Origin of the sequence: Acetanaerobacterium elongatum (genome assembly GCF_900103835.1) — a bacterium.
Classification (GTDB): Bacteria; Bacillota; Clostridia; order Oscillospirales; family Ruminococcaceae; genus Acetanaerobacterium; species Acetanaerobacterium elongatum.
In genome coordinates, this window is sequence record NZ_FNID01000047.1 from 1 (window position 1) to 17,904 (window position 17,904).

Here is a 17,904-nt window from a genome sequence, read left to right on the forward strand (position 1 = left end):
CGTCCCCGTCCGTAAGGCGCTTATTTATAATATCACAGCACCTACTCCTTGTCAACACCTTTTTTGCTTTTTTCGATTACCTTTTTACATGTTTGTTACTAAACAGCGGGCAAGCGTTGGCGTAGTGCGGGTTGAGAGGATTTTAGTTTTGTCGGTTTTACGGTTAAAAATACGAATATTATCAGGTTGGAAATAATTACTTTTATTTATTGTTGTTATTACTCTTTAAACCAACTGCAATCCCGCCTGTTCCCGTATTGATAATAGAATAGCTTGAATCGCCTGTTCTTTTTATCCGCAGCTCGCGGCACTCGTCTTTAAACCCGTTGTTACCGTCCGGTTCCCCGTTTACTCCAACATGATAGGTATAGGTATCGGATTTTATCCACACATAATGAAAATCATATTTTAATCTTACGGCAAATTCATTAAGATCCCCCGCAATGGTTTCTACACTGTTTATATGAAAATCCAGCAAGCGGTAATACGCGGGGAGGGTGTCGTCAATATATCGGCTCCTATCCTTTTCAAACAGCTTGGTTGCGATTTGCGCCATATCGGCTGAATCGGCAGTAATACTGACATTCCCTTTCAGTTTCTCTGGCATTTCGGGCACTGGGTACTGCAGCTTCTTGTTTCGTACGCTAGGCTCTCCTGTTGAGCTTTCGGCCTCCGCCTTTTGGATAAGCTTTTTAATGTTGTTATTTACATACACGTTCAGTTTTAGCGCCCACTCGGTATCATAACCCTCCACTGCGGCCGCTTTCACACAATCATCTATCCGGCTATGAAAATCGACTGAATCTATTAGCTTGTAAAAGTTATACACAGTTATATTATTATCGGTATATACGATATAATCTCTTAACTCCTCAGGCTGCATGCTTTTTCCGTCAATCCATATCCGGGTATCCGTACGGACAAGCTCCTTACTCTCATATGTTTGCAGATACATTATCGGCACGGTTTGTTCGTGGCCTTTATCAAAATGCAGGACAGCAAAAATGACATTGTACTGACCGCTCAGCTTTTCGGTATAAGGCGCCCCCCAACGCCTGCCGTAATCCCCATTGGCCACCAAATAAGCAGGTCCGTCAGGCGCTTTATCTTTAGGGTACCGATTAGTATCCCAAATACCAACCGTCTCGGCGGAGGCCTCCACCGTGTATCTCAGTGTTTCCAGGGCGTACCCCGCGGCATAGCGTAATACCATTTTTTTGATGAGCGCTTTAATGTTCGTATTAAAATAATCCTCAATTTTGAGCCACGTTTCATTCGCGGGTGTTTCGCGGTAGCTGCTGATATATTCGTCCAGCTGCTGTTTAAATGTCTGCTCACTCACAAGCGAGAAAATGCTGTAAACCGAGATTTCATCATCCTGATATACCCGGTAAGTCTCCAGTTCCTTGGGCGCATATTTCTTATCCCCAATTTCAATAACCGCGCCCTCCGCCGAAAGTTCCGTGTTATAAAAGCTTTGAAGGTACATGAGCGCAACCTCCTCCGAGGCCGCCGGTGCTACCGTAACCGCCGTATAATCTCCTTTTAATTTTTTGGCATACTTTCCTATACGGATTTTATTGTTTCCGTCACCAATACAAAACCCATTCCAGTCTTCCACCCCGTCAATTACAGCGGGGGCGTCCACATAGTAGCCCAGTTCAGTAAGACCATGCGGTTTAATAACCCGCTCGATTTTAGTCTCTGCTACAGATGTCTGTGCAGAAATTGCCTCTGAAGATACGGTGACCATATTGACTCTACCGCACGATACAAGGATAAGGCAGAGAGCTAAAACAGTTAAGATAAGCTTTTTCATTTCTAAATATCTCCTCAGGTCATTATATCTACCCCACCACATTGAATGTGGTGGGGTAATAGTATAAAAACTATGATACAGTTACATAATTTGCTGCTGTCCACCCCTTATCGTAATACTTATTAAGAGTGGAGTAATTAATATGAGATTCCGGATCTCGAATATAAATTATTGTTGGATCACTTGCGGTCGCTTGGAAACATCCGTAAGCTACAATAAAATGAGTATCGCCATTGCTCCTAGTCATTTTTAATACTGTAGGGTAGCCGCTAAAAATTCCTCCGACAATAACTGCCTCTAAAGATGATCGACTAGACACTGTATCTATTGCGCTTATGCTCCTACTATACATTGGCACTAATGTTCTTACATTAAAATCAATAGGTGATTGTTGTGGGTTTGTTCGATTATAATATGTATTTCCAACATCTACAGGAGTTACATTAGAACCATAGTAACTAAACACCATTGCATATGAAGTCATGGCACAACCTGCACCACTATATGTGTAGTTGCTGCCAGGTATGAGAGTTGAAGCCCACCGAGAATCGTCTTGTCTCATAAGCTGAACACCTAGTGTTGAATTTGTTGTCCTTAAGATATGTTTTTTGTTTGCCTGCAATTTCATGCTGGCTATAGTCTAAATCCTCAAAATAAATCATGTTGCTTTTCTTTTGCCGATTATATAAATTGATAGACACGTTTCTCACGATTACGGTTACGTAGCATCTTGTTTTAGGGCTTACTATATCGCTCACCTTTTCAAAATTTTTTATAATATTGATAAATGCCTGATGAACCGCATCCTCAGCCATTTTCTCATTACACAGAATTGTTTGGGCGGTGTAGAACATCAGGTTGCGATAGGTAAGATAAAGCTGTTCAAACTTGGTTTTTTCCGCTTCTGTATCGAGCATGCTAAGATAAACAATCATATCTTACGGCCTTTCCTACTCATATTCTCTTGATATATCTGTAACTAATTATTTATTAAAGCATTTTACACTTTCCGCCATCTTAATCAGTTCATTTGTATTCAATACTCCTGAAATCTCAAACCCCGCCTCCTCTGTTTCCCACAATATGCTGCTGCGTTCATCTTTGGTTACCGTTTCGAGTAATATTGCTTTATTCCCGTTAATTTTTATATCCTTCTGTGTTTTTCCCTCGTTATCCGCGCCCACGGTAAAACTGCCCGTGCGCGGAATATAAGTAAACACCAGTTCATTACCGGCCTTATCTTGATAAAAAACATTCGCGATGTGCCCTGCCCTCTTCTCCTCCCTCTCAGCATACCCTTTAGGCAGATACTGCGGCCGCCATATATACCTGTCCTCAGCCTCGGGGTTTGAGCGGAAATACACCGCCAGATGGTCGCTGTACCACTCGGTGATGAAGCTGGCCACCGCCGCGCGGATTGAGGGTGACACCGCAACCAGCATGCCGAACAGCAGCGCCGTCACTATAATCAATCCAGCCGCCGTCTTACCTATACCCCGTACGGCCTTTCTCACACTCTCCGAACGGCGATGGCGCTTTATCAGCCTCTCCATCCGCTCCAAAAAGCCCTGTGAAAAGCTGTACCTGCCCGCAAGCTCCGCCTCGGCGGGAAGCGCGCGCAGCTCCGCCAGGCAGCCCTCGGTTACGGCCTGCTTTAGCTTTTCTTCAACCGGACTTTGTTTTCTATTTCTCACTGAAGATCCCTTCCTCACATAACAGCTCATATAGCCGCTTTTTCGCGCGGTACAGCCTTGTATCCGCGTTCTTGCGCGAGATGTCCAGCACCTTGGCAATCTCGGCGCTGCTTAGCTGCTGGTAATACCGAAGCCCCAGAATGATGCGGTAGTGCTCCTCCAGATGCATAAAGCAGGCAAGCATCTCCTCGCAGCTTAATCGGCTCAGTACGGCGTCGTCCGGCTGCGGACCATCCGAGTAATAGCAGTCGTCCAGCTCCTCCGGGGGGACAAGCTCTGTTTTCTTTTCACGCCGCAGCGCATCAATGGCCTTGTGCTTCACTATAGTAACGATCAGGTTCTTCGATTTACTACTCTCCGGCTCCTCAAATTTATCCAATATTTCTATCACCTTTAAAAAGGAGGCATGAACCACATCCTCGGCAAGGGCATGGTCATGCACCACACCGATAGCGCAGTGCAGCATGGTATAGCGGTATCGGGTGTACAGCGCGGTGAATTTATCCTTTTCGTGTTCTGTTTCCAATAAAGCAAGATAAATCAGCATTCAAATCCCTCATTGACATTACGTCTTGTTATATCCCTAAATTTAATTAAATTTTACCCTCCATTTACAGGCATTACAACCATTTACTCAAAATTTTTAGTATTTGTGTTTATTGCACAATAAACGGGAAGATGTCATCCTATTTTATAGATATTAATGAAATTATATCTTTCATTGTATTATGTTGTGTCGATTATTAATTTATGATATAATTTCACCATATTGTACTTTTAGTGAGCGTTTGGTTCTGCTTACATATATTCGGTCGCCCTTCTGATTATCAAGCAGTGATTTAAATAGATTGGTAAACCCAGTGAAAGCTGGGGGCACAAAGCTTCAGGTCTAAAGCAGGATGCTATGACAGCTGGGCCGCAACAACAGTGGAGAACAGCCGTAGCTATCTGGGAGTAGCTACGGCTGTTTGACAATATTATTAAGGAGTGTGCAACAAAATGGGAAGTTTCAAATTCGCAACATCTGCGCAAACAATTGATGCCACTGTAGAAGGTACCTTTACCCCCAGTGACGCCGAGGCCTTTCTGGCCGAGTACAAGAAAGTAGTCTCCAAGGTAAATCCTGCACAAACCACGCTGAACATTACCACCACCAACCTTGCGGTATCTTCCAAGGAGATGCAGGAGATTCTAAAGGGCTGCATCGAGCTTTACAAATCTACCGGGTTTAAAAAGGTGGTTATGATCTGCGGTGATAACGTTATCGTAAAGATGCAGCTGCAGCGCCTTGCCAAGGAAGCCAATTTCAACTCGATGGTTTGCCAGTAACTCTTTACGCCTGCACAGTTGAATACGGCGGGCACCCCCCGTTATATTAGCGCGTCTGCCCCAACGCGTAGGGGGCGGCGTCCTCGACGCCCCGCGGTCTGCAACCAAACCCGCGGCTCTATCGCAACTGCATAATTACCGCGGAACGGTCAAGACCGTTCCCTACGCCTGCTTGCAGGCGCTGCCCTTCTCTGATGTATGAACTCAACAAAACCCAGCCAAAGCACCAACGCTTTAGCTGGGTTTTTATTGCCGCCCTTTTCAGTTCAATCATGCTGCTTTGCCTTCCTGCTTACTTACACGCCGAAGTTTCCCGTAATCGAGCCGTACTGCAGAATATGCCCCATCATCGCCTCGGAGAGAGCGCGCTTGTCCGAGCTGCTGCTTAAATCAAGCTGTGTGTCCAGCACATATACGTTGAATTTATAGCGGTGGGAGCCGGAGGGCGGCAGCGGGCCGCGGTAGCAGTGCTTGCCGTAGCCCATGCCCTGCACAGCGCCGCCAAGCGAATCCACCTTCTCCCCGTGCGGGATAGCCTTGGGAATGCTGGTCTGCGCGGGAAGGTTCCAGATTACCCAGTGGTTGTAGGTGCCGATGGGGAAATCCAGATCATCCATGATAATCGCGATGGTTTTTGCCTTAGGCGAAAGCTCCGAGAGGGTTAAATCGGGCGAGATATCCTGCCCCCTGCCGGTGTAGTCTATGGGCATACTGCCGCCGTTTTCAAAGGCGGTGCTTGTTACCGTCAGGTTTTCGTCCATCACAATCAAGTCCTTCCCTTTCTCCCGCAGGCGCTGAATAAAGTAAGCCCCCAGCGCAATCAGGATGCCGATAATAATAAGTACAATCACAACCGGTATCAGTATTCTTTTCATTGTTGCAGCCTCTTTTCTTTATTGTCATTTTTACTTTTTCGGCGTTTGCCGAAAGCTTTCTATCTGCTTGTTCTGTATCCGCTCTACAATCGCCGCCGAAATGCAGGACGGCAGCACCTTAGACATCACAACCGCAGCCTTGTTCCACCCGCCCGGGATGATTACCGCCCTGCCGCGCATCAATCCCTTAAAGGCCGCCTGAGCCACCTTTTGTGCAGACATCGCACCTTTAATATCGCTTTTGCCCGCGCGACGCGAAAATTCCGTGGCGGTGGCTCCCGGGCAGAGCGCGCTCACCGTAACCCCGCTCCCCTTCAGCTCGCGCCGAACTGCCTGCGTAAGCGACAGTACATACGCCTTGGTGGCATAGTAAACGGCGATATACGGCCCCGGCTGGTAAGCCCCCGTAGAGGCCACGTTCAGAATCCTTCCCTGCCCCGCCTGCGCCATATCGTGCGCAAACAATCGCATCAGCTCGGTAAGTGAAGTGATGTTAATGGCAATCATCTCCCGCCAAGCTTCCTCTAGCACAAACGCGCCGCACTGCCCGATACCCGCGTTATTTACCAGCACATCCACCTGTAAGCCCCGCTGCCTGATATCCCTGTAAAGCTCCTCCGCGGCGCGGGGTTGTGATAAATCCACCGGAACCGCCAGCACCTCGGCACGCGTTTTGGCCCGAATCGCCTCGGCGGCATGCTCCAGCTTGGGCGCGTTTGCCGAAACCATCACCACACGATACCCTTGCTGCGCAAAGCATCCGGCCAGCTCCTTGCCAATGCCCGAGGACGCACCGGTAATCAGTACCGTTTTCGCTTCGTTCATCCCGCTCTTCCTTTCCGGGGCTGTAATACGAATTTCTCATTACACCCTGTTTAATAATCCTCGCAAAAGCCCTTAGCGGTTGTGCAGTCGAGATCAGTATAGCAGCACCCGCTCTATACCCCTTCGTCTTGGTGTAAAATGCCATACAGGCAGATATCCACCGTATCGTTCAGCCGTTCCTTCAATCCGCTGCTTTCCTTGCCGCAATAGTACCAGTTCAGCATCTCCATATACAGCGCGTTTTTCAGGATGTTTACCTTTAGGGCGAGCCTGCCGTCGTCCTCCCCCTTAATGTCGGATGATTGCTCCAGCACGCGCTTCAGCACCGGCTTTATGTCCGGCATACCGGTTTTGTGGCCGCCGCTATACAGGCTTATTACCTCGCGCAGTGCACTTTTAAACAGCTCCGGCTCTCTGCCCGCACATTTAAGCAGCGCGCCCACCACGCGGTGGAGGTTTTGGGCGGCAGTATCCTGCGGGCTGATGAGCGCAAAACAATCCACCTGCCGAATCAGCCGCTCTATCCAAATCAGCAGGATATCGCTTTTCGCCTGAAAGTAGTTGTAGAAGGTGCCCTTGGCAACCCCCACCGTTCTGGTAATATCGTCAACCGATACCTGCTCGTAGCCCTTCTGTTTAAACAGCTCCACCGCCGTTTCTATGATACCGGTGCGTATCTGCTCCCGCTGCTCCTTAACCAGTGACAATTCCTTTCCTCCTGTTCCATCCGCAGCATATTATAATATGACTCTGTTCATAATGTGACCATGGTCATATTTTAGCATACCTGTTCCATAATTGCAAGATATTAATTAATAATATTTTTGGCCGCTGCCGCCGCAAGCGGAAGATACATACAAAAAAGTGCCGCACGCTGCCACAGCCCCGAAAGGCCCAATATCACCCGGTGGCGTGCAGGCCCGACAGAGAACAAAAAGAGCGCCTGAAAGCCCAGCGCCGCCGCAAAGCAAACGGTGCTTAGCCCTCCCAGCAGCAGGTCGCGCTGCCTGAACATCAGCACCGCCATAAACAGCGGCTCAAACGACAGTGCCGCAAACGCAGTTACCGAAGCAGTATTATGAATCACCGCGGAGGTGGTCAGCTTGGTAACATCCTCCTCAATGCTGTAAAAGGACGCAACAATACCCTCCAGCGCAGCAAATACAATAAGGGTAATCATCAGCCACAGCGCCGCGGTATAAGAAACGGTTTGATAATACAAAAAAAGGTTTACCCCCGAGATGGCAAACAGTACCCCCTGCAGCAGCATCCAAAACCGGCAAAGCCTTTTTACCGGGCTGCCGGTACTGCTTAAAACGCTAATCACCCTGCGGGTGCAGCTGTAGCCCTTAAAGCCGAACGCCAGCAGTACGGGCACAATAAAATCCCCCGCTAAAACAAAAATGAGCAGCCACCAGCTAAAACGGCTGTTCCAGAACATATCAATACCTATACCTTTCCGTTTTGCACATACTCGCCCTTGTATCAGTATTCCTCAAATCGGCGTTAGTATGTGTTGTCATCGGCGCGTATCCCGCTTGCGCGGTACAGCATAGTATCTATATGTTTTGTTTTTGCCTTAGCCTCGTCTGCCCAAAAGCCTTTTCCCGCTTCTTCTGCCTGTATACCGATTTCACTCCGCCAAGGTCGCGGATTCGGTATCCGGCTGCAACTCTGCGGCCTTTACCACCACGTTTTAAAGCATGATGTAAAACACCCTGTGTTTTGCCGCGTTGCTTACGCAAGTTTTCCTAATAGAATCACCCGGATGGTTACCAAATCTTCTTGCGGTTTACAATAAAGAATACTGCCGCGGCAGCCGCAATCAGCGCCGAGATGGTAAGCCCCGCAACCAGCGGTACATTCTCTGCAATGGTCATGTTCATTTTTAATCCCCCTTCTTTTTAATTACTCTCCCTGAATATCAGCTTTAAAAACCGGCTTGTCCTGATAGTTTTTTGCGGGTAAAACGCCCCGGCTTTATATCACTCATATTCTCTTTCGTAAGTATAACGCTTTAGTTTAGGGTTTGACTACAGTATTTGTGAAATTCAGTTATATAGTGTAAAGCAGCCGTGATTTTGCTGCATTTTTGTGCAATTTTTCTGTAACAAACCGCCAGCATTTTTTAACGCATTGTATTTTAGCCGGCCTTTATTGCAATGCCGGATAACACCCGTTTCCGACTGCCTGCAGGCAACGGGTTTTGCCGGCCGATGCCCTTCCCATACAAAAACTTCGCCGCAGACGGTTGCCTGCGGCGGTTTTTTCGCCCCCGGTAAATTCTTCAGGGCGGGTATGTATCCGTTTCTTCTTTTTCAAGGCTATGCGGCTGCTCGTCTGGCTTAGCCAATGTATCTGTCTGCCGCTTATAGGCCTTTCGCTCCGAGCGCTCAATAATCAAGCCAGCCAAAACACTCACCGCCACCCCTGCAAGGATAATCACAACCAGGCAGATAACCTCCGCCGCGAGCATGCTCATTACAACCGCCCTTCCTGTATAAGCTATAAGCCCTTCTACATCAGAGACTGGTATTCGTGTCGTTTCATAAAAAATTCAATTGGTACTTTATTCTATGTAACAAACAGGGCTGCGGTTCGCCTGTTTTTATGTTTTAGCATTGTTTATATAAAACAACAGTTAAAATCTTCTGCTGGATAAACACGACGCCAATGGAAAAACTTTAAGTATCGCGCATAGAGTATTTTGCTTTTAATGTTGCGATTTGTATAGGATAAAAAACCGTATAAAAATTGATTCTTAAAAGCCGGTTTGCAGAAGCACGCTTCAGGTGGTGCGGTGCTTTTGTAACACAATTTCGCACGCCCCCTCCCGGCTGAACTTAGAAAGGATTGAGTTTTTTTGCAGGATCGTATTATTAAGATATTAAAGGTAGGCATCATCCTTGCGCTTAACGTATGCATTATTGCGCTGGCGGTGTATTCAAGCAGCCACTCGGTGAACGAACCGGCCTCGGTGCAGGCCCTCTCCAAGGTAGGCTCGCGCGGCGACGAGGTTACCAAGATTCAAACCAACCTAAAAAAGTGGGGTTACTACGCCGGCAACATCGACGGCATCTTCGGCAGCCAAACCGAACAGGCCGTTAGGGCGTTCCAGAAGAAAAACGGCCTTACGGTAGATGGCATTGCGGGCCCCAAAACGCTTGAGGCCATGGGTATTTCCACCGGTTCAACCTCCGGGGGCAGCGCTGCAGCCAGCAGCAAGGATGTGGCGCTGCTGGCACGCATCATCTCGGCGGAATCGCGCGGCGAGCCCTATACCGGGCAGGTGGCGGTTGGCGCGTGCGTGCTTAATCGCGTAAAGCATCCCTCCTTCCCCAACACCCTTGCGGGCGTGGTTTACCAGCCCGGCGCCTTTACCGCCATCACCGACGGGCAGATCGACCAGCCGGTGGCCGACAGCGCCAAGCGTGCCGCACAGGATGCCCTTAACGGGTGGGACCCCTCCGGCGGCGCCATCTACTACTACAACCCTGACAAGACCTCGAACAAATGGATACGCACGCGCCCGGTGATCAAGCGCATCGGCAACCATCTGTTCTGCAGCTAAGCTACAAAGGATTAAGGAGCGGCTTTTGCGGGCCGCTCCTCTTGCGTTTAGCCGGGAATACATTCCCGACGCTCCTTTGTAGGGGCGAACTGTGTTCGCCCGCGTGTTTTACCGCCGCCCATGATGGGTTGCAGGGGGCGGCGTCCCCGACGCCCCGCGGTTATATCCCCTCCTCACAGCGTTTTTGTAGGGGCGATTATCAATCGCCCGCGGCTCTGAACACAGCCGCGGAACGGTCAAGACCGTTGCCTGCACAGATAAACACCCCCAAAGCGGTCTCTCTCCGCCTTGGGGGTGCATCTTATACCCTATAAATTTTGGCCTCTTACTTCCCTACTCCCCAAATCTCCCCCGCATACTCTTTAATCGTTCTGTCGGAAGAAAACTTTGCGGCGCTTGCCACATTCATAAAGCACTTCTTGGCAAAGGCAAGCCGGTCGTTGTACTCGCGGTTTACCTTAAGCTTTTCCTCTACATAGGCGTTCAGGTCGTGCAGCAAAAAGTAGTGGTCGGGCTTGTGCCACGAGGCGCCGTCCAAGAGGCTGGTGTATAGCTCCTTAAAGCTGCCGGTGCCGCCGTCGCTGAAGGTGCCGTCAACAAGGGTATCCACCACGCGCCTGATGTTCGGGGTGCTCTCATACAGGGCACGGGGGTTGTAGCTGTCCTTGATGGACATGATCTCCTCCACGCGCGCGCCGAAGATATAGTTGTTCTCCTGCCCCGCCTCCTGCACAATCTCGATGTTTGCGCCGTCGTAGGTGCCAAGCGTCACCGCGCCGTTTAGCATAAACTTCATGTTGCCGGTGCCCGAGGCCTCGGTGCCCGCGGTGGAGATCTGCTCGGAGATATCGGCTGCGGGGAACAGCTTTTCGCCGTAGGATACGTTATAGTTTGCCACAAACACCACCTGCATGCGGGTGTTCACGGCAGGGTCGCTGTTAATAAGCCGCGCAATCTCGCAGATATAGCGGATAATCCCCTTTGCGCGGTCATAGCCGGGGGCAGATTTCGCGCCGAAGATGAACGCGGTGGGGGTAAACTCCTTAATGGTGCCGTCCTTAAGCTTAAAGTAGATATCCAGAATAGCGAAGGCGTTTAGCAGCTGCCGCTTGTATTCGTGCAGGCGCTTTACCTGAATGTCGAAGATAAAGTCGGGGTTGAGCCTAAAGCCGTCGTGCTGCAGCACATAATCGGCAAGCTGCTGCTTCTTCACGCGCTTGATGTCGTTAAACCGCGCAAGCACCTGCTTGTCGTCGGCAAATTTCTTTAAGCCGCCCAGCTCCTCCAGGTTCTTCACCCACCCGTCGCTGCCCAGCAGGCGGGTAATCTCGCCCGAAAGCTCGCGGTTGCAAAGCGCAAGCCACCGCCGCTGCGTGATGCCGTTGGTCTTGTTGGTGAAGCGTTCGGGGTACAGTGCGTACCAGTCCTTAAGCAGGGTGGTTTTTAACAGCTCGGTGTGCAGCCACGCCACACCGTTTACATGGGCGGTGGCATATACGGCAAGCCGCGCCATATGCACGGTGCCGCCCGCAATCAGCCGCATTCCCTTTACCGTGGCGCTGGTGGGGCGCAGGCCCTTATCGGCCATCGTGCGCAAGAAGTGCTCGTTAATCATGCGGATGATCTCATACACCCGCGGGGCTACCTCCTTCACCATCGCACCGCTCCAGCACTCCAGCGCCTCGGGCATTACGGTGTGGTTGGTGTAGCCGAAGGTCTGCTGTGCAATGCCGAATGCCTCGGTAAAGCTCAGCCCTTCCTCGTCCATCAGGATGCGTATCAGCTCGGGGATGGCGATTACCGGGTGGGTATCGTTTAACTGGATGGCGTTATAGGCCGCAAACTGCGAAAAGTCGCTGCCGTGCGCCGCCTTGTATTTCTTGATAATATCCTGCACCGACGCGCTGGAAAAGAAGTATTGCTGTCTTAAGCGCAGCTTCTTGCCCGCCGGGGTGGAATCGTTGGGGTAGAGCACCGCCGAGATGGCAAACGCCGCGTTGCGCGCCTCGGCCTCCTGCTCGTATTTCTGCGCGTTAAACAGTGCAAAATCAAACTCCTGCACCGGCTCGGCCTGCCACAGGCGCAGCGTGCCCACCGTGTTGGTACCATAGCCGATTACCGGCATATCATAGGGCAACGCGCGCACCGTCAGCCCGCCCAGCTCCACCAATACGGCCTCGTCCTCGTGCCGCACCGACCACGGATCGCCGAACCGCGCCCAGTCGTCGGCAATCTCGGTTTGGGCACCGTTTTCGATGCGCTGCTTAAACAGCCCGTAGCGGTAGCGGATGCCGTAGCCGTTTAAGGGGATATCGTGCGTGGCGGCGGAATCCAAGAAGCAGGCGGCAAGGCGGCCTAAGCCGCCGTTGCCCAGCGCCATATCCTCAATCTCCTCAAAGGCGGAAAGGTCAAGGCCCAGCTCGGCAAACACCGCCTGCGCGTCGTCGAGCAGCCCCAAGCTTAACAGGTTGTTGTACACCATGCGCCCCACCAGAAACTCCGCGGAAAGGTAGTGTGCGCACTTTTTCTTCACCGCCGCACTGCGGGTTTTGCTCCAGTTTTGGGCAAGCTGCGCCATCAGCGCTGCCGAAAGGGCGTTGTGCTGCTCGTAGGGCGTGGCGGTTTCGGGGGTTTTCTGGCTCTGCGCGGCAAGCAGGGTGCAAAAATCCTGCTTTAACTGCTCTCGGTTAAACATATAACTTCATCCTTTCAGGCGTTGTGTTCGAGGTCTATTTATAGGCAATGGTTCAGACCGTTCCCAACCTTCTGCCCTTTCGCCCCTCACCGATGGTATGTATCGGTCAGCAGGCGAATCCGCCCGGCAAGCGCCTCGGTAAAAGCACCCTCTTTGGCACGCCACTGCCAGTTGCCGCCCAGTGTAGAGGGGATGTTCATACGCGCCTCGCTGCCAAGCTCCAAAAAGTCCTGCATCTGGGCAACGGCGCAGTCGGCCACACTGGCCCACGCGGCGCGGATACAGCCCCACACCGGCCCCTCGCTGCGGGTGTAGTTCACATACCGGTTAAAGTAACGGCGCTCGCCGCGCTTGCAGTGGTCGTACCAGCCCTTTACGGTGTCGTTATCGTGCGTGCCGGTGTAAACGATGCAGTTCTTCACATGGCGGTGGGGCAGAAAATCGCTCTCCTCGTCGGGCGAAAAGGCAAACTCCAGCACCTTCATGCCGGGGTAGCCGGTCTGCCGCAGCAGCCTGCGCACGCCGTCGGTGATAAAGCCTAAATCCTCGGCGATAATATCCACCCGGCCCAGCTCCTTCTTGATGGCGCGGAAAAGGTCGATACCCGGGCCCTTGAGCCACTCGCCCTTAATGGCGTCTTCGCTGCCGTAGGGGATGGTATAGTATGCCTCAAACCCGCGGAAGTGGTCGATGCGCACCACATCAAAGAACGCAAGCGAGGCCTTCACGCGGTCGATCCACCAGCGGTAGCCGGTTTTCTGGTGCACCGGCCAGTTATACAGGGGGTTGCCCCACAGCTGGCCCTTGGCGGTAAACGGGTCGGGCGGGCAGCCCGCCACGCACACGGGGGTGTTGGTTTCGTCATACCAGAACAGGCCGGAGTTTGCCCACGCGTCGGCGCTGTCGTCGGCCACATAGATGGGCATATCGCCGATAATCTGTATGCCCGCGTTGTTGGCATAGCTCTTTAATGCTCTCCACTGCTTAAAAAACAGGTACTGCACATAAATCCAGAAGGTGATTTCATCCTTTAAAAGGGTGCGGTAGTGCTCCAGTGCCTTGGGGGTGCGCATGCGGATATCGTCGTCCCACTGCTTCCACGAGCGGTCACCGAACCGCTTTTTAATTGCCATATACTCGGCATAGTCGGTAAGCCACGCGGCATTCTCGCGGGCAAAGGCGTCCACCGCCTTTTTATCGCGCGCATACCCGTTTTGGTACGCTATCTTGAGCACCTTAAAGCGGTTTTCATACAGCACCGCATAGTCCACCCGCTCAGGGTCTTCCCCCCACGGCAGGGTGGCATAATCCGTTTTTTTCAAAAGGCCGTCCTTTGCGAGCAGGTCCAGGTCGATAAAATAGGGGTTGCCCGCAAACGCCGAGAAGGAGGAATAGGGCGAATCGCCGTAGCTGGTGGGGCCAAGGGGCAGCATCTGCCAGTAGCGTACCCCCGCCTGCTTTAAAAAGTCTGCAAAATGGTAGGCCTCGCTGCCCATGGTGCCGATTCCGTATCCCCCGGGCAGAGAGGATAGATGCATTAGTATACCGCCGCCTCGTTTCATGGATGACAATTCCTTTCGTGTGGAAATACCTTACAGGTGATTGCTGTGGCTGCTGCAGGATGGTGTAGTCCGTCCGCTGGTTTAATTTTATCCTTACAATGATTAAAAAGGTCTTTTATGGGTATTTGATAGCTATTATACACTTTTTTTGCTTCTTTTAACACTGGTAACGTTGCCGGAAACGTTTCCAATAAGAATTTTACCATAACAGGCCTGTACAATGCAATAGTCAAAACCTACAAATCACCGTTGTGAACCTTGTTTTTACGAAAACGGTATCCCGGGCTGGCTTAAGGGCGCGCTGCTAGCCCTTGCCGCGGCTGTGCCCGTGATGCTGCTGGCGATTAAAACCGATATTGCCGCGGTAATACCCATGGCCATCATGAGCCTTGTGCTCGGCGCGGCGGTGGGGTTTTTCAGCGGCAGGCTGTATCCCGTACAAAAGGCCGAGTGTTGACAATTTTGACTTCGACTATTATAATGAATCCGAAGTAAATTTTGGAAGCTCGTTTGGCCTTAAAAAGTTTGAAAGACAAATCTTTTAAACATATGACCTAAAAAGGAATGGTATTAACTATGAAGCATTACATCTGCACCGTTTCAGCTCCATGCAAGGCTTGATGCCGGACGGAATTGCATGGAGCGAATAAATCTGATTCACAGATGAATCAACCTTAACCGTCCAAACTCGGGCTTTGCATAACTTAATTTATTCTATTTAAATTAAGGAGCAAAGTCGTGAAACTGTTTAACACCATCTATGAACTAAAAAGCTTTCTCATTCTTTGGAGCAGCCAGACGGTGTCGGCACTCGGCACCGCCATGACCAACTACGCGCTGGTAATCTGGGCATATCAGCAGAAGGGCACCGCCAGCAGCATCACCCTGCTTTCGGTGTGCTCCTTTCTGCCGAGCATCCTGTTCTGCTTTGCCGCCGGCACCCTTGCCGACCGCTGGGATAAGAAGCGCCTGATGCTGGTAAGCGATACGGTTGCCGCCATGGGTACGGCCACCATTCTGCTGCTCTACTCTACGGGCACCCTGCAGCTGTGGCACCTGTACATCATCAACTTTACACTAAGCTTTATGAACGCCTTTCAAAACCCCGCCGCTCTTGTTGCACAGTCGCTGATTGTCCCCGAAAAGCACTACGCGCGCACTAGCGGGCTGCAGGCGTTCGCAAACTCGCTGGTAACGGTGCTCACCCCCGCCATTGCCGTCGCTTTACTCGCTTTTGGCGGCATACAAACCGTTTTGATAGTAGACCTTTCCACCTTCGCCGTTGCCTTTCTGGCGCTGCTGTTGTTTATCAAGATACCGCCCATCCGCCAAAGCGGCGAGGCCAAGGCTCCGTTTTTGCAGGAGTGCCTTTCCGGCCTGCGCTTTTTGCGGGAGCATCGGGCGCTTTTTAGCCTGATATTGTTCTTTTCGTTTGTAAACCTGCTTGCCTCCTTATCGGGCAACGGCATTATGCCGGCTATGATCCTCTCTCGCAGTAACCAGAATCAGCTTGCATTGGGGGCGGTTTCCTCCGCCGTTGGCATCGGCATGCTGGTGGGCAGTATACTGGCCACCGCGGCGCCGCCGGCGAAAAGGCGCACAAGGGTTATCTTTATTACCTGCGCCGTTTCGTTTTTTCTCTGCGATGTTTTTTGGGGGTTGGGGCGCAGTGTCCCTGTGTGGGTGTTCGCGGCCTTTGCGGGCAACCTGCCGCTGCCGTTTATCGGGGTGAATATCACCACCATCATGCGCACCAAGGTGCCCATCGAGATGCAGGGCCGGGTGTTCGCCACGCGCGATACCCTGCAGTTTACCACCATTCCGCTGGGGCTGTTTTTGGGCGGCGTGCTTGCGGATAATGTCTTCGAGCCGTTTATGCTCTCGCCCTCTCCCCTGCAGCACGCGCTTTCTTTTTTGGTGGGAACGGGCAAGGGTTCGGGCATGGCGGTAATCTTTTTGGTTATCGGTGTGGTCGGCTTTGCAGCCAACCTGCTCTGCCTGCGCAACCCTATATTCAAAGAGTTGGATACCTAAGCGAATATTTAAGCATCAAAACAGCGGCTTTTTCGGCCGCTGTTTTCATTATACTATTCTCGCTATTCCCGCCCGCGGATTAGTTTGCTGGCAACGTCTTGTGCGCTGTGCCAGAAACGGGGCGCTTCGCCATCTCTCCTACCCCCATCTTTCTGCGAAAAAAGTCAAATTCGCGTTGACTTTACAGCCTTTACCTAATATAATTATGCAAAAGGAATGGTCGATTCGTCGCAGATGGTCACTCGGCGTCTCTTTGGATAGGATGGTACCGGGAACCTGCAGTGTGAAAGCGCTGATTTTTGATTCGTCATGTAGCAAGAAGGGAAACGTTAATATGAGAGAGTATCTCAATAAAAAATCGGTATTAGAAATTTTATTCGTGTTGCCATTCGCAATCCTGCCAGCTTTGTTAGGGTATTATGGAGGCTTGCTGGGCTTAGTTTTTTTAGTGATTATCCTTTTGTTCAGCAAAAAACTTGAAGCTAGTGTTGAAATATATTCTGATAAAAAGTTGCTGCTTAATTTTATTATTGTATATTCAATTTTACTGATGAACGTATTTTTTACGGTGTTTGGATTATACAAGCATCTTGGGTTTAATAGTGAACCTATCAAGAGTATCATCATAGCAGTTTGTCTTCTATTATCCCTTGTTTTATTGAAAGTATCTGGGGTTAGCATCAAAGCATTTAAATGGAATATAAACCGGAATCAGATTATAGGTGTCTTGGCAATAGGCCTGTTGTTTGCATCCATTACAGTAATATTTGATGGATTTAGATTCATAAACGGGTTCAAGGGAGATATCGTTCAATATGGCCTTTACCTATTAAGAACAATAGTGCTTGTAGCCTTCTTCGAAGAATTTTTATGCAGGGGAATACTCGTTTCTGGGCTAAAAGGCTATCAGATCGCGGAGTGGAAAATAAATATCATACAAGCTCTGCTTTTTGCAGTTCTTCATTGTGTTAGATATCTGGACAAGGGAATTGGCGTTGCATTATTAATAACCAGTTATCAAGCTGTAATAGGATATTTCTTTGGAAAGCTATACCTTAAAACAAAGACCCTTACGCCGGGAATATTGTTACATCTTTTGTGGGATATAGTATAAGATTCTTCAAAGCCGCAACTGTTTTGATTCTGGATTCTGATAAAAGATTATTGTAGGGAACGGTCTTGACCGTTGTGCCGATAAGCCTGTTCGCAACGGGTGATTGTAGGGGCGATTATCAATCGCCCGTGGTCTAACGTAACCGTTCGTGGTTTTATGCGCTTGCCAATAATCACGGGCACAATTATGCCCACCCCCTACCCCCTCCCGCATCTGGGGCGCACATTGTTCCAAACTCTCCTTATGCGGGAGGGGGAGGAATGTGCGGGGCTTCGCCCCCGCACGGGTACCCCCGTATTGGGTGCCTCTGTCTATGTCAGCCGCGCTTGCATGGCAGTATGTGGGGGCGCGCATTGCGCGCCCGCGGTTCTACCGAACACTATGGA

18 protein-coding genes and 1 riboswitch are annotated in these 17,904 nt (G+C 50.6%); of the genes, 5 read left to right on the forward strand and 13 right to left on the reverse strand.

Going from position 1 to position 17,904, the window contains the following annotated elements; translation table 11 throughout:
* Window positions 1–202: 202 nt before the first annotated feature.
* From BLR50_RS12990 to BLR50_RS13010, 5 genes are all read right to left on the reverse strand, one after another.
* The gene (locus BLR50_RS12990) at window positions 203–1,819 is read right to left on the reverse strand and encodes a hypothetical protein (protein WP_092643165.1); all 1,617 of its coding nucleotides are present in this window, start codon (window positions 1,817–1,819) and stop codon (window positions 203–205) included.
* A 70-nt stretch (window positions 1,820–1,889) separates the two neighbouring features.
* A complete protein-coding gene (locus tag BLR50_RS12995) occupies window positions 1,890–2,381 on the reverse strand; it encodes a C39 family peptidase (protein WP_162840443.1) in 492 nt (163 codons plus the stop codon).
* Complete coding sequence (locus tag BLR50_RS13000) at window positions 2,320–2,754, reverse strand: RNA polymerase sigma factor (protein ID WP_092643171.1); 435 nt, start codon at window positions 2,752–2,754, stop codon at window positions 2,320–2,322. Before BLR50_RS13000 ends, BLR50_RS12995 begins: the two co-directional genes overlap by 62 nt.
* Window positions 2,755–2,802: 48 nt before the next feature.
* The gene (locus BLR50_RS13005; RefSeq protein ID WP_162840444.1) at window positions 2,803–3,513 is read right to left on the reverse strand and encodes a DUF4367 domain-containing protein; all 711 of its coding nucleotides are present in this window, start codon (window positions 3,511–3,513) and stop codon (window positions 2,803–2,805) included.
* Complete coding sequence (locus tag BLR50_RS13010; protein ID WP_092643177.1) at window positions 3,503–4,060, reverse strand: RNA polymerase sigma factor; 558 nt, start codon at window positions 4,058–4,060, stop codon at window positions 3,503–3,505. The genes BLR50_RS13005 and BLR50_RS13010 overlap by 11 nt, the downstream gene beginning before the upstream one ends.
* Before the next feature lie 293 nt (window positions 4,061–4,353).
* Window positions 4,354–4,437, forward strand: a riboswitch (cyclic di-GMP riboswitch).
* 75 nt (window positions 4,438–4,512) lie between these two features.
* Between BLR50_RS13010 and BLR50_RS13015 the strand changes: the two genes are divergently transcribed.
* On the forward strand, window positions 4,513–4,842 hold the full coding sequence (locus tag BLR50_RS13015) for a hypothetical protein (protein ID WP_092643180.1): 330 nt from the start codon (window positions 4,513–4,515) through the stop codon (window positions 4,840–4,842).
* Between the two features lie 118 nt (window positions 4,843–4,960).
* Here the strand turns inward: BLR50_RS13015 and BLR50_RS14545 are convergent, their stop codons facing one another.
* The 6 genes from BLR50_RS14545 to BLR50_RS13040 all read right to left on the reverse strand — a co-directional run bounded on the left by BLR50_RS14545 (window position 4,961) and on the right by BLR50_RS13040 (window position 9,024).
* Window positions 4,961–5,116, reverse strand: coding sequence for a hypothetical protein (locus BLR50_RS14545; protein ID WP_162840445.1), 156 nt, complete (start codon window positions 5,114–5,116; stop codon window positions 4,961–4,963).
* A gap of 22 nt (window positions 5,117–5,138) precedes the next feature.
* The gene (locus tag BLR50_RS13020) at window positions 5,139–5,717 is read right to left on the reverse strand and encodes a YbhB/YbcL family Raf kinase inhibitor-like protein (protein WP_242871768.1); all 579 of its coding nucleotides are present in this window, start codon (window positions 5,715–5,717) and stop codon (window positions 5,139–5,141) included.
* A 30-nt stretch (window positions 5,718–5,747) separates the two neighbouring features.
* On the reverse strand, window positions 5,748–6,542 hold the full coding sequence (locus tag BLR50_RS13025; RefSeq protein WP_092643183.1) for an SDR family NAD(P)-dependent oxidoreductase: 795 nt from the start codon (window positions 6,540–6,542) through the stop codon (window positions 5,748–5,750).
* Window positions 6,543–6,655: 113 nt separating this feature from the next.
* On the reverse strand, window positions 6,656–7,249 hold the full coding sequence (locus BLR50_RS13030) for a TetR/AcrR family transcriptional regulator (RefSeq protein ID WP_092643186.1): 594 nt from the start codon (window positions 7,247–7,249) through the stop codon (window positions 6,656–6,658).
* A gap of 101 nt (window positions 7,250–7,350) precedes the next feature.
* Complete coding sequence (locus tag BLR50_RS13035) at window positions 7,351–7,983, reverse strand: DUF998 domain-containing protein (protein ID WP_092643189.1); 633 nt, start codon at window positions 7,981–7,983, stop codon at window positions 7,351–7,353.
* A gap of 846 nt (window positions 7,984–8,829) precedes the next feature.
* Window positions 8,830–9,024 carry a hypothetical protein gene (locus BLR50_RS13040; protein ID WP_092643192.1) on the reverse strand — a complete coding sequence of 65 codons (195 nt, stop codon included), beginning with the start codon at window positions 9,022–9,024 and terminating at the stop codon, window positions 8,830–8,832.
* A gap of 456 nt (window positions 9,025–9,480) precedes the next feature.
* Here BLR50_RS13040 and sleB point away from each other — a divergent pair, with 456 nt between their 5' ends.
* Window positions 9,481–10,113 (forward strand): spore cortex-lytic enzyme, encoded by a 633-nt coding sequence (gene sleB, locus BLR50_RS13045; protein ID WP_278278017.1) that lies wholly within the window; start codon window positions 9,481–9,483, stop codon window positions 10,111–10,113.
* Between the two features lie 325 nt (window positions 10,114–10,438).
* Here sleB and BLR50_RS13050 read toward each other — a convergent pair whose 3' ends face one another.
* Window positions 10,439–12,808 carry a glycogen/starch/alpha-glucan phosphorylase gene (locus BLR50_RS13050; protein WP_092643195.1) on the reverse strand — a complete coding sequence of 790 codons (2,370 nt, stop codon included), beginning with the start codon at window positions 12,806–12,808 and terminating at the stop codon, window positions 10,439–10,441.
* Between the two features lie 86 nt (window positions 12,809–12,894).
* The gene (gene malQ, locus BLR50_RS13055) at window positions 12,895–14,370 is read right to left on the reverse strand and encodes a 4-alpha-glucanotransferase (RefSeq protein ID WP_092643198.1); all 1,476 of its coding nucleotides are present in this window, start codon (window positions 14,368–14,370) and stop codon (window positions 12,895–12,897) included.
* A gap of 328 nt (window positions 14,371–14,698) precedes the next feature.
* Here malQ and BLR50_RS14800 point away from each other — a divergent pair, with 328 nt between their 5' ends.
* The 3 genes from BLR50_RS14800 to BLR50_RS13065 all read left to right on the forward strand — a co-directional run bounded on the left by BLR50_RS14800 (window position 14,699) and on the right by BLR50_RS13065 (window position 17,518).
* Window positions 14,699–14,827, forward strand: coding sequence for a hypothetical protein (locus tag BLR50_RS14800; RefSeq protein ID WP_278278016.1), 129 nt, complete (start codon window positions 14,699–14,701; stop codon window positions 14,825–14,827).
* Between the two features lie 281 nt (window positions 14,828–15,108).
* Window positions 15,109–16,404: an MFS transporter gene (locus BLR50_RS13060; protein ID WP_162840446.1), complete on the forward strand. Its 1,296-nt coding sequence runs from the start codon at window positions 15,109–15,111 to the stop codon at window positions 16,402–16,404.
* Window positions 16,405–16,738: 334 nt separating this feature from the next.
* A complete protein-coding gene (locus BLR50_RS13065; RefSeq protein ID WP_162840447.1) occupies window positions 16,739–17,518 on the forward strand; it encodes a CPBP family intramembrane glutamic endopeptidase in 780 nt (259 codons plus the stop codon).
* Window positions 17,519–17,904: the final 386 nt, after the last annotated feature.

Coding starts and splice junctions, on each gene's coding strand:
- BLR50_RS13015 (WP_092643180.1), top strand. CDS start 4,513: ATGGGAAGTTTCAAATTCGCAACATCTGCGCAAACAATTGATGCCACT.
- BLR50_RS13040 (WP_092643192.1), bottom strand. CDS start 9,024: ATGAGCATGCTCGCGGCGGAGGTTATCTGCCTGGTTGTGATTATCCTT.
- BLR50_RS13010 (WP_092643177.1), bottom strand. CDS start 4,060: ATGCTGATTTATCTTGCTTTATTGGAAACAGAACACGAAAAGGATAAA.
- BLR50_RS13035 (WP_092643189.1), bottom strand. CDS start 7,983: ATGTTCTGGAACAGCCGTTTTAGCTGGTGGCTGCTCATTTTTGTTTTA.
- BLR50_RS12990 (WP_092643165.1), bottom strand. CDS start 1,819: ATGAAAAAGCTTATCTTAACTGTTTTAGCTCTCTGCCTTATCCTTGTA.
- BLR50_RS13050 (WP_092643195.1), bottom strand. CDS start 12,808: ATGTTTAACCGAGAGCAGTTAAAGCAGGATTTTTGCACCCTGCTTGCC.
- BLR50_RS13020 (WP_242871768.1), bottom strand. CDS start 5,717: ATGAAAAGAATACTGATACCGGTTGTGATTGTACTTATTATTATCGGC.
- BLR50_RS13065 (WP_162840447.1), top strand. CDS start 16,739: ATGAGAGAGTATCTCAATAAAAAATCGGTATTAGAAATTTTATTCGTG.
- BLR50_RS14545 (WP_162840445.1), bottom strand. CDS start 5,116: ATGATTGAACTGAAAAGGGCGGCAATAAAAACCCAGCTAAAGCGTTGG.
- BLR50_RS13000 (WP_092643171.1), bottom strand. CDS start 2,754: ATGATTGTTTATCTTAGCATGCTCGATACAGAAGCGGAAAAAACCAAG.
- BLR50_RS12995 (WP_162840443.1), bottom strand. CDS start 2,381: ATGAGACAAGACGATTCTCGGTGGGCTTCAACTCTCATACCTGGCAGC.
- malQ (WP_092643198.1), bottom strand. CDS start 14,370: ATGAAACGAGGCGGCGGTATACTAATGCATCTATCCTCTCTGCCCGGG.
- BLR50_RS13025 (WP_092643183.1), bottom strand. CDS start 6,542: ATGAACGAAGCGAAAACGGTACTGATTACCGGTGCGTCCTCGGGCATT.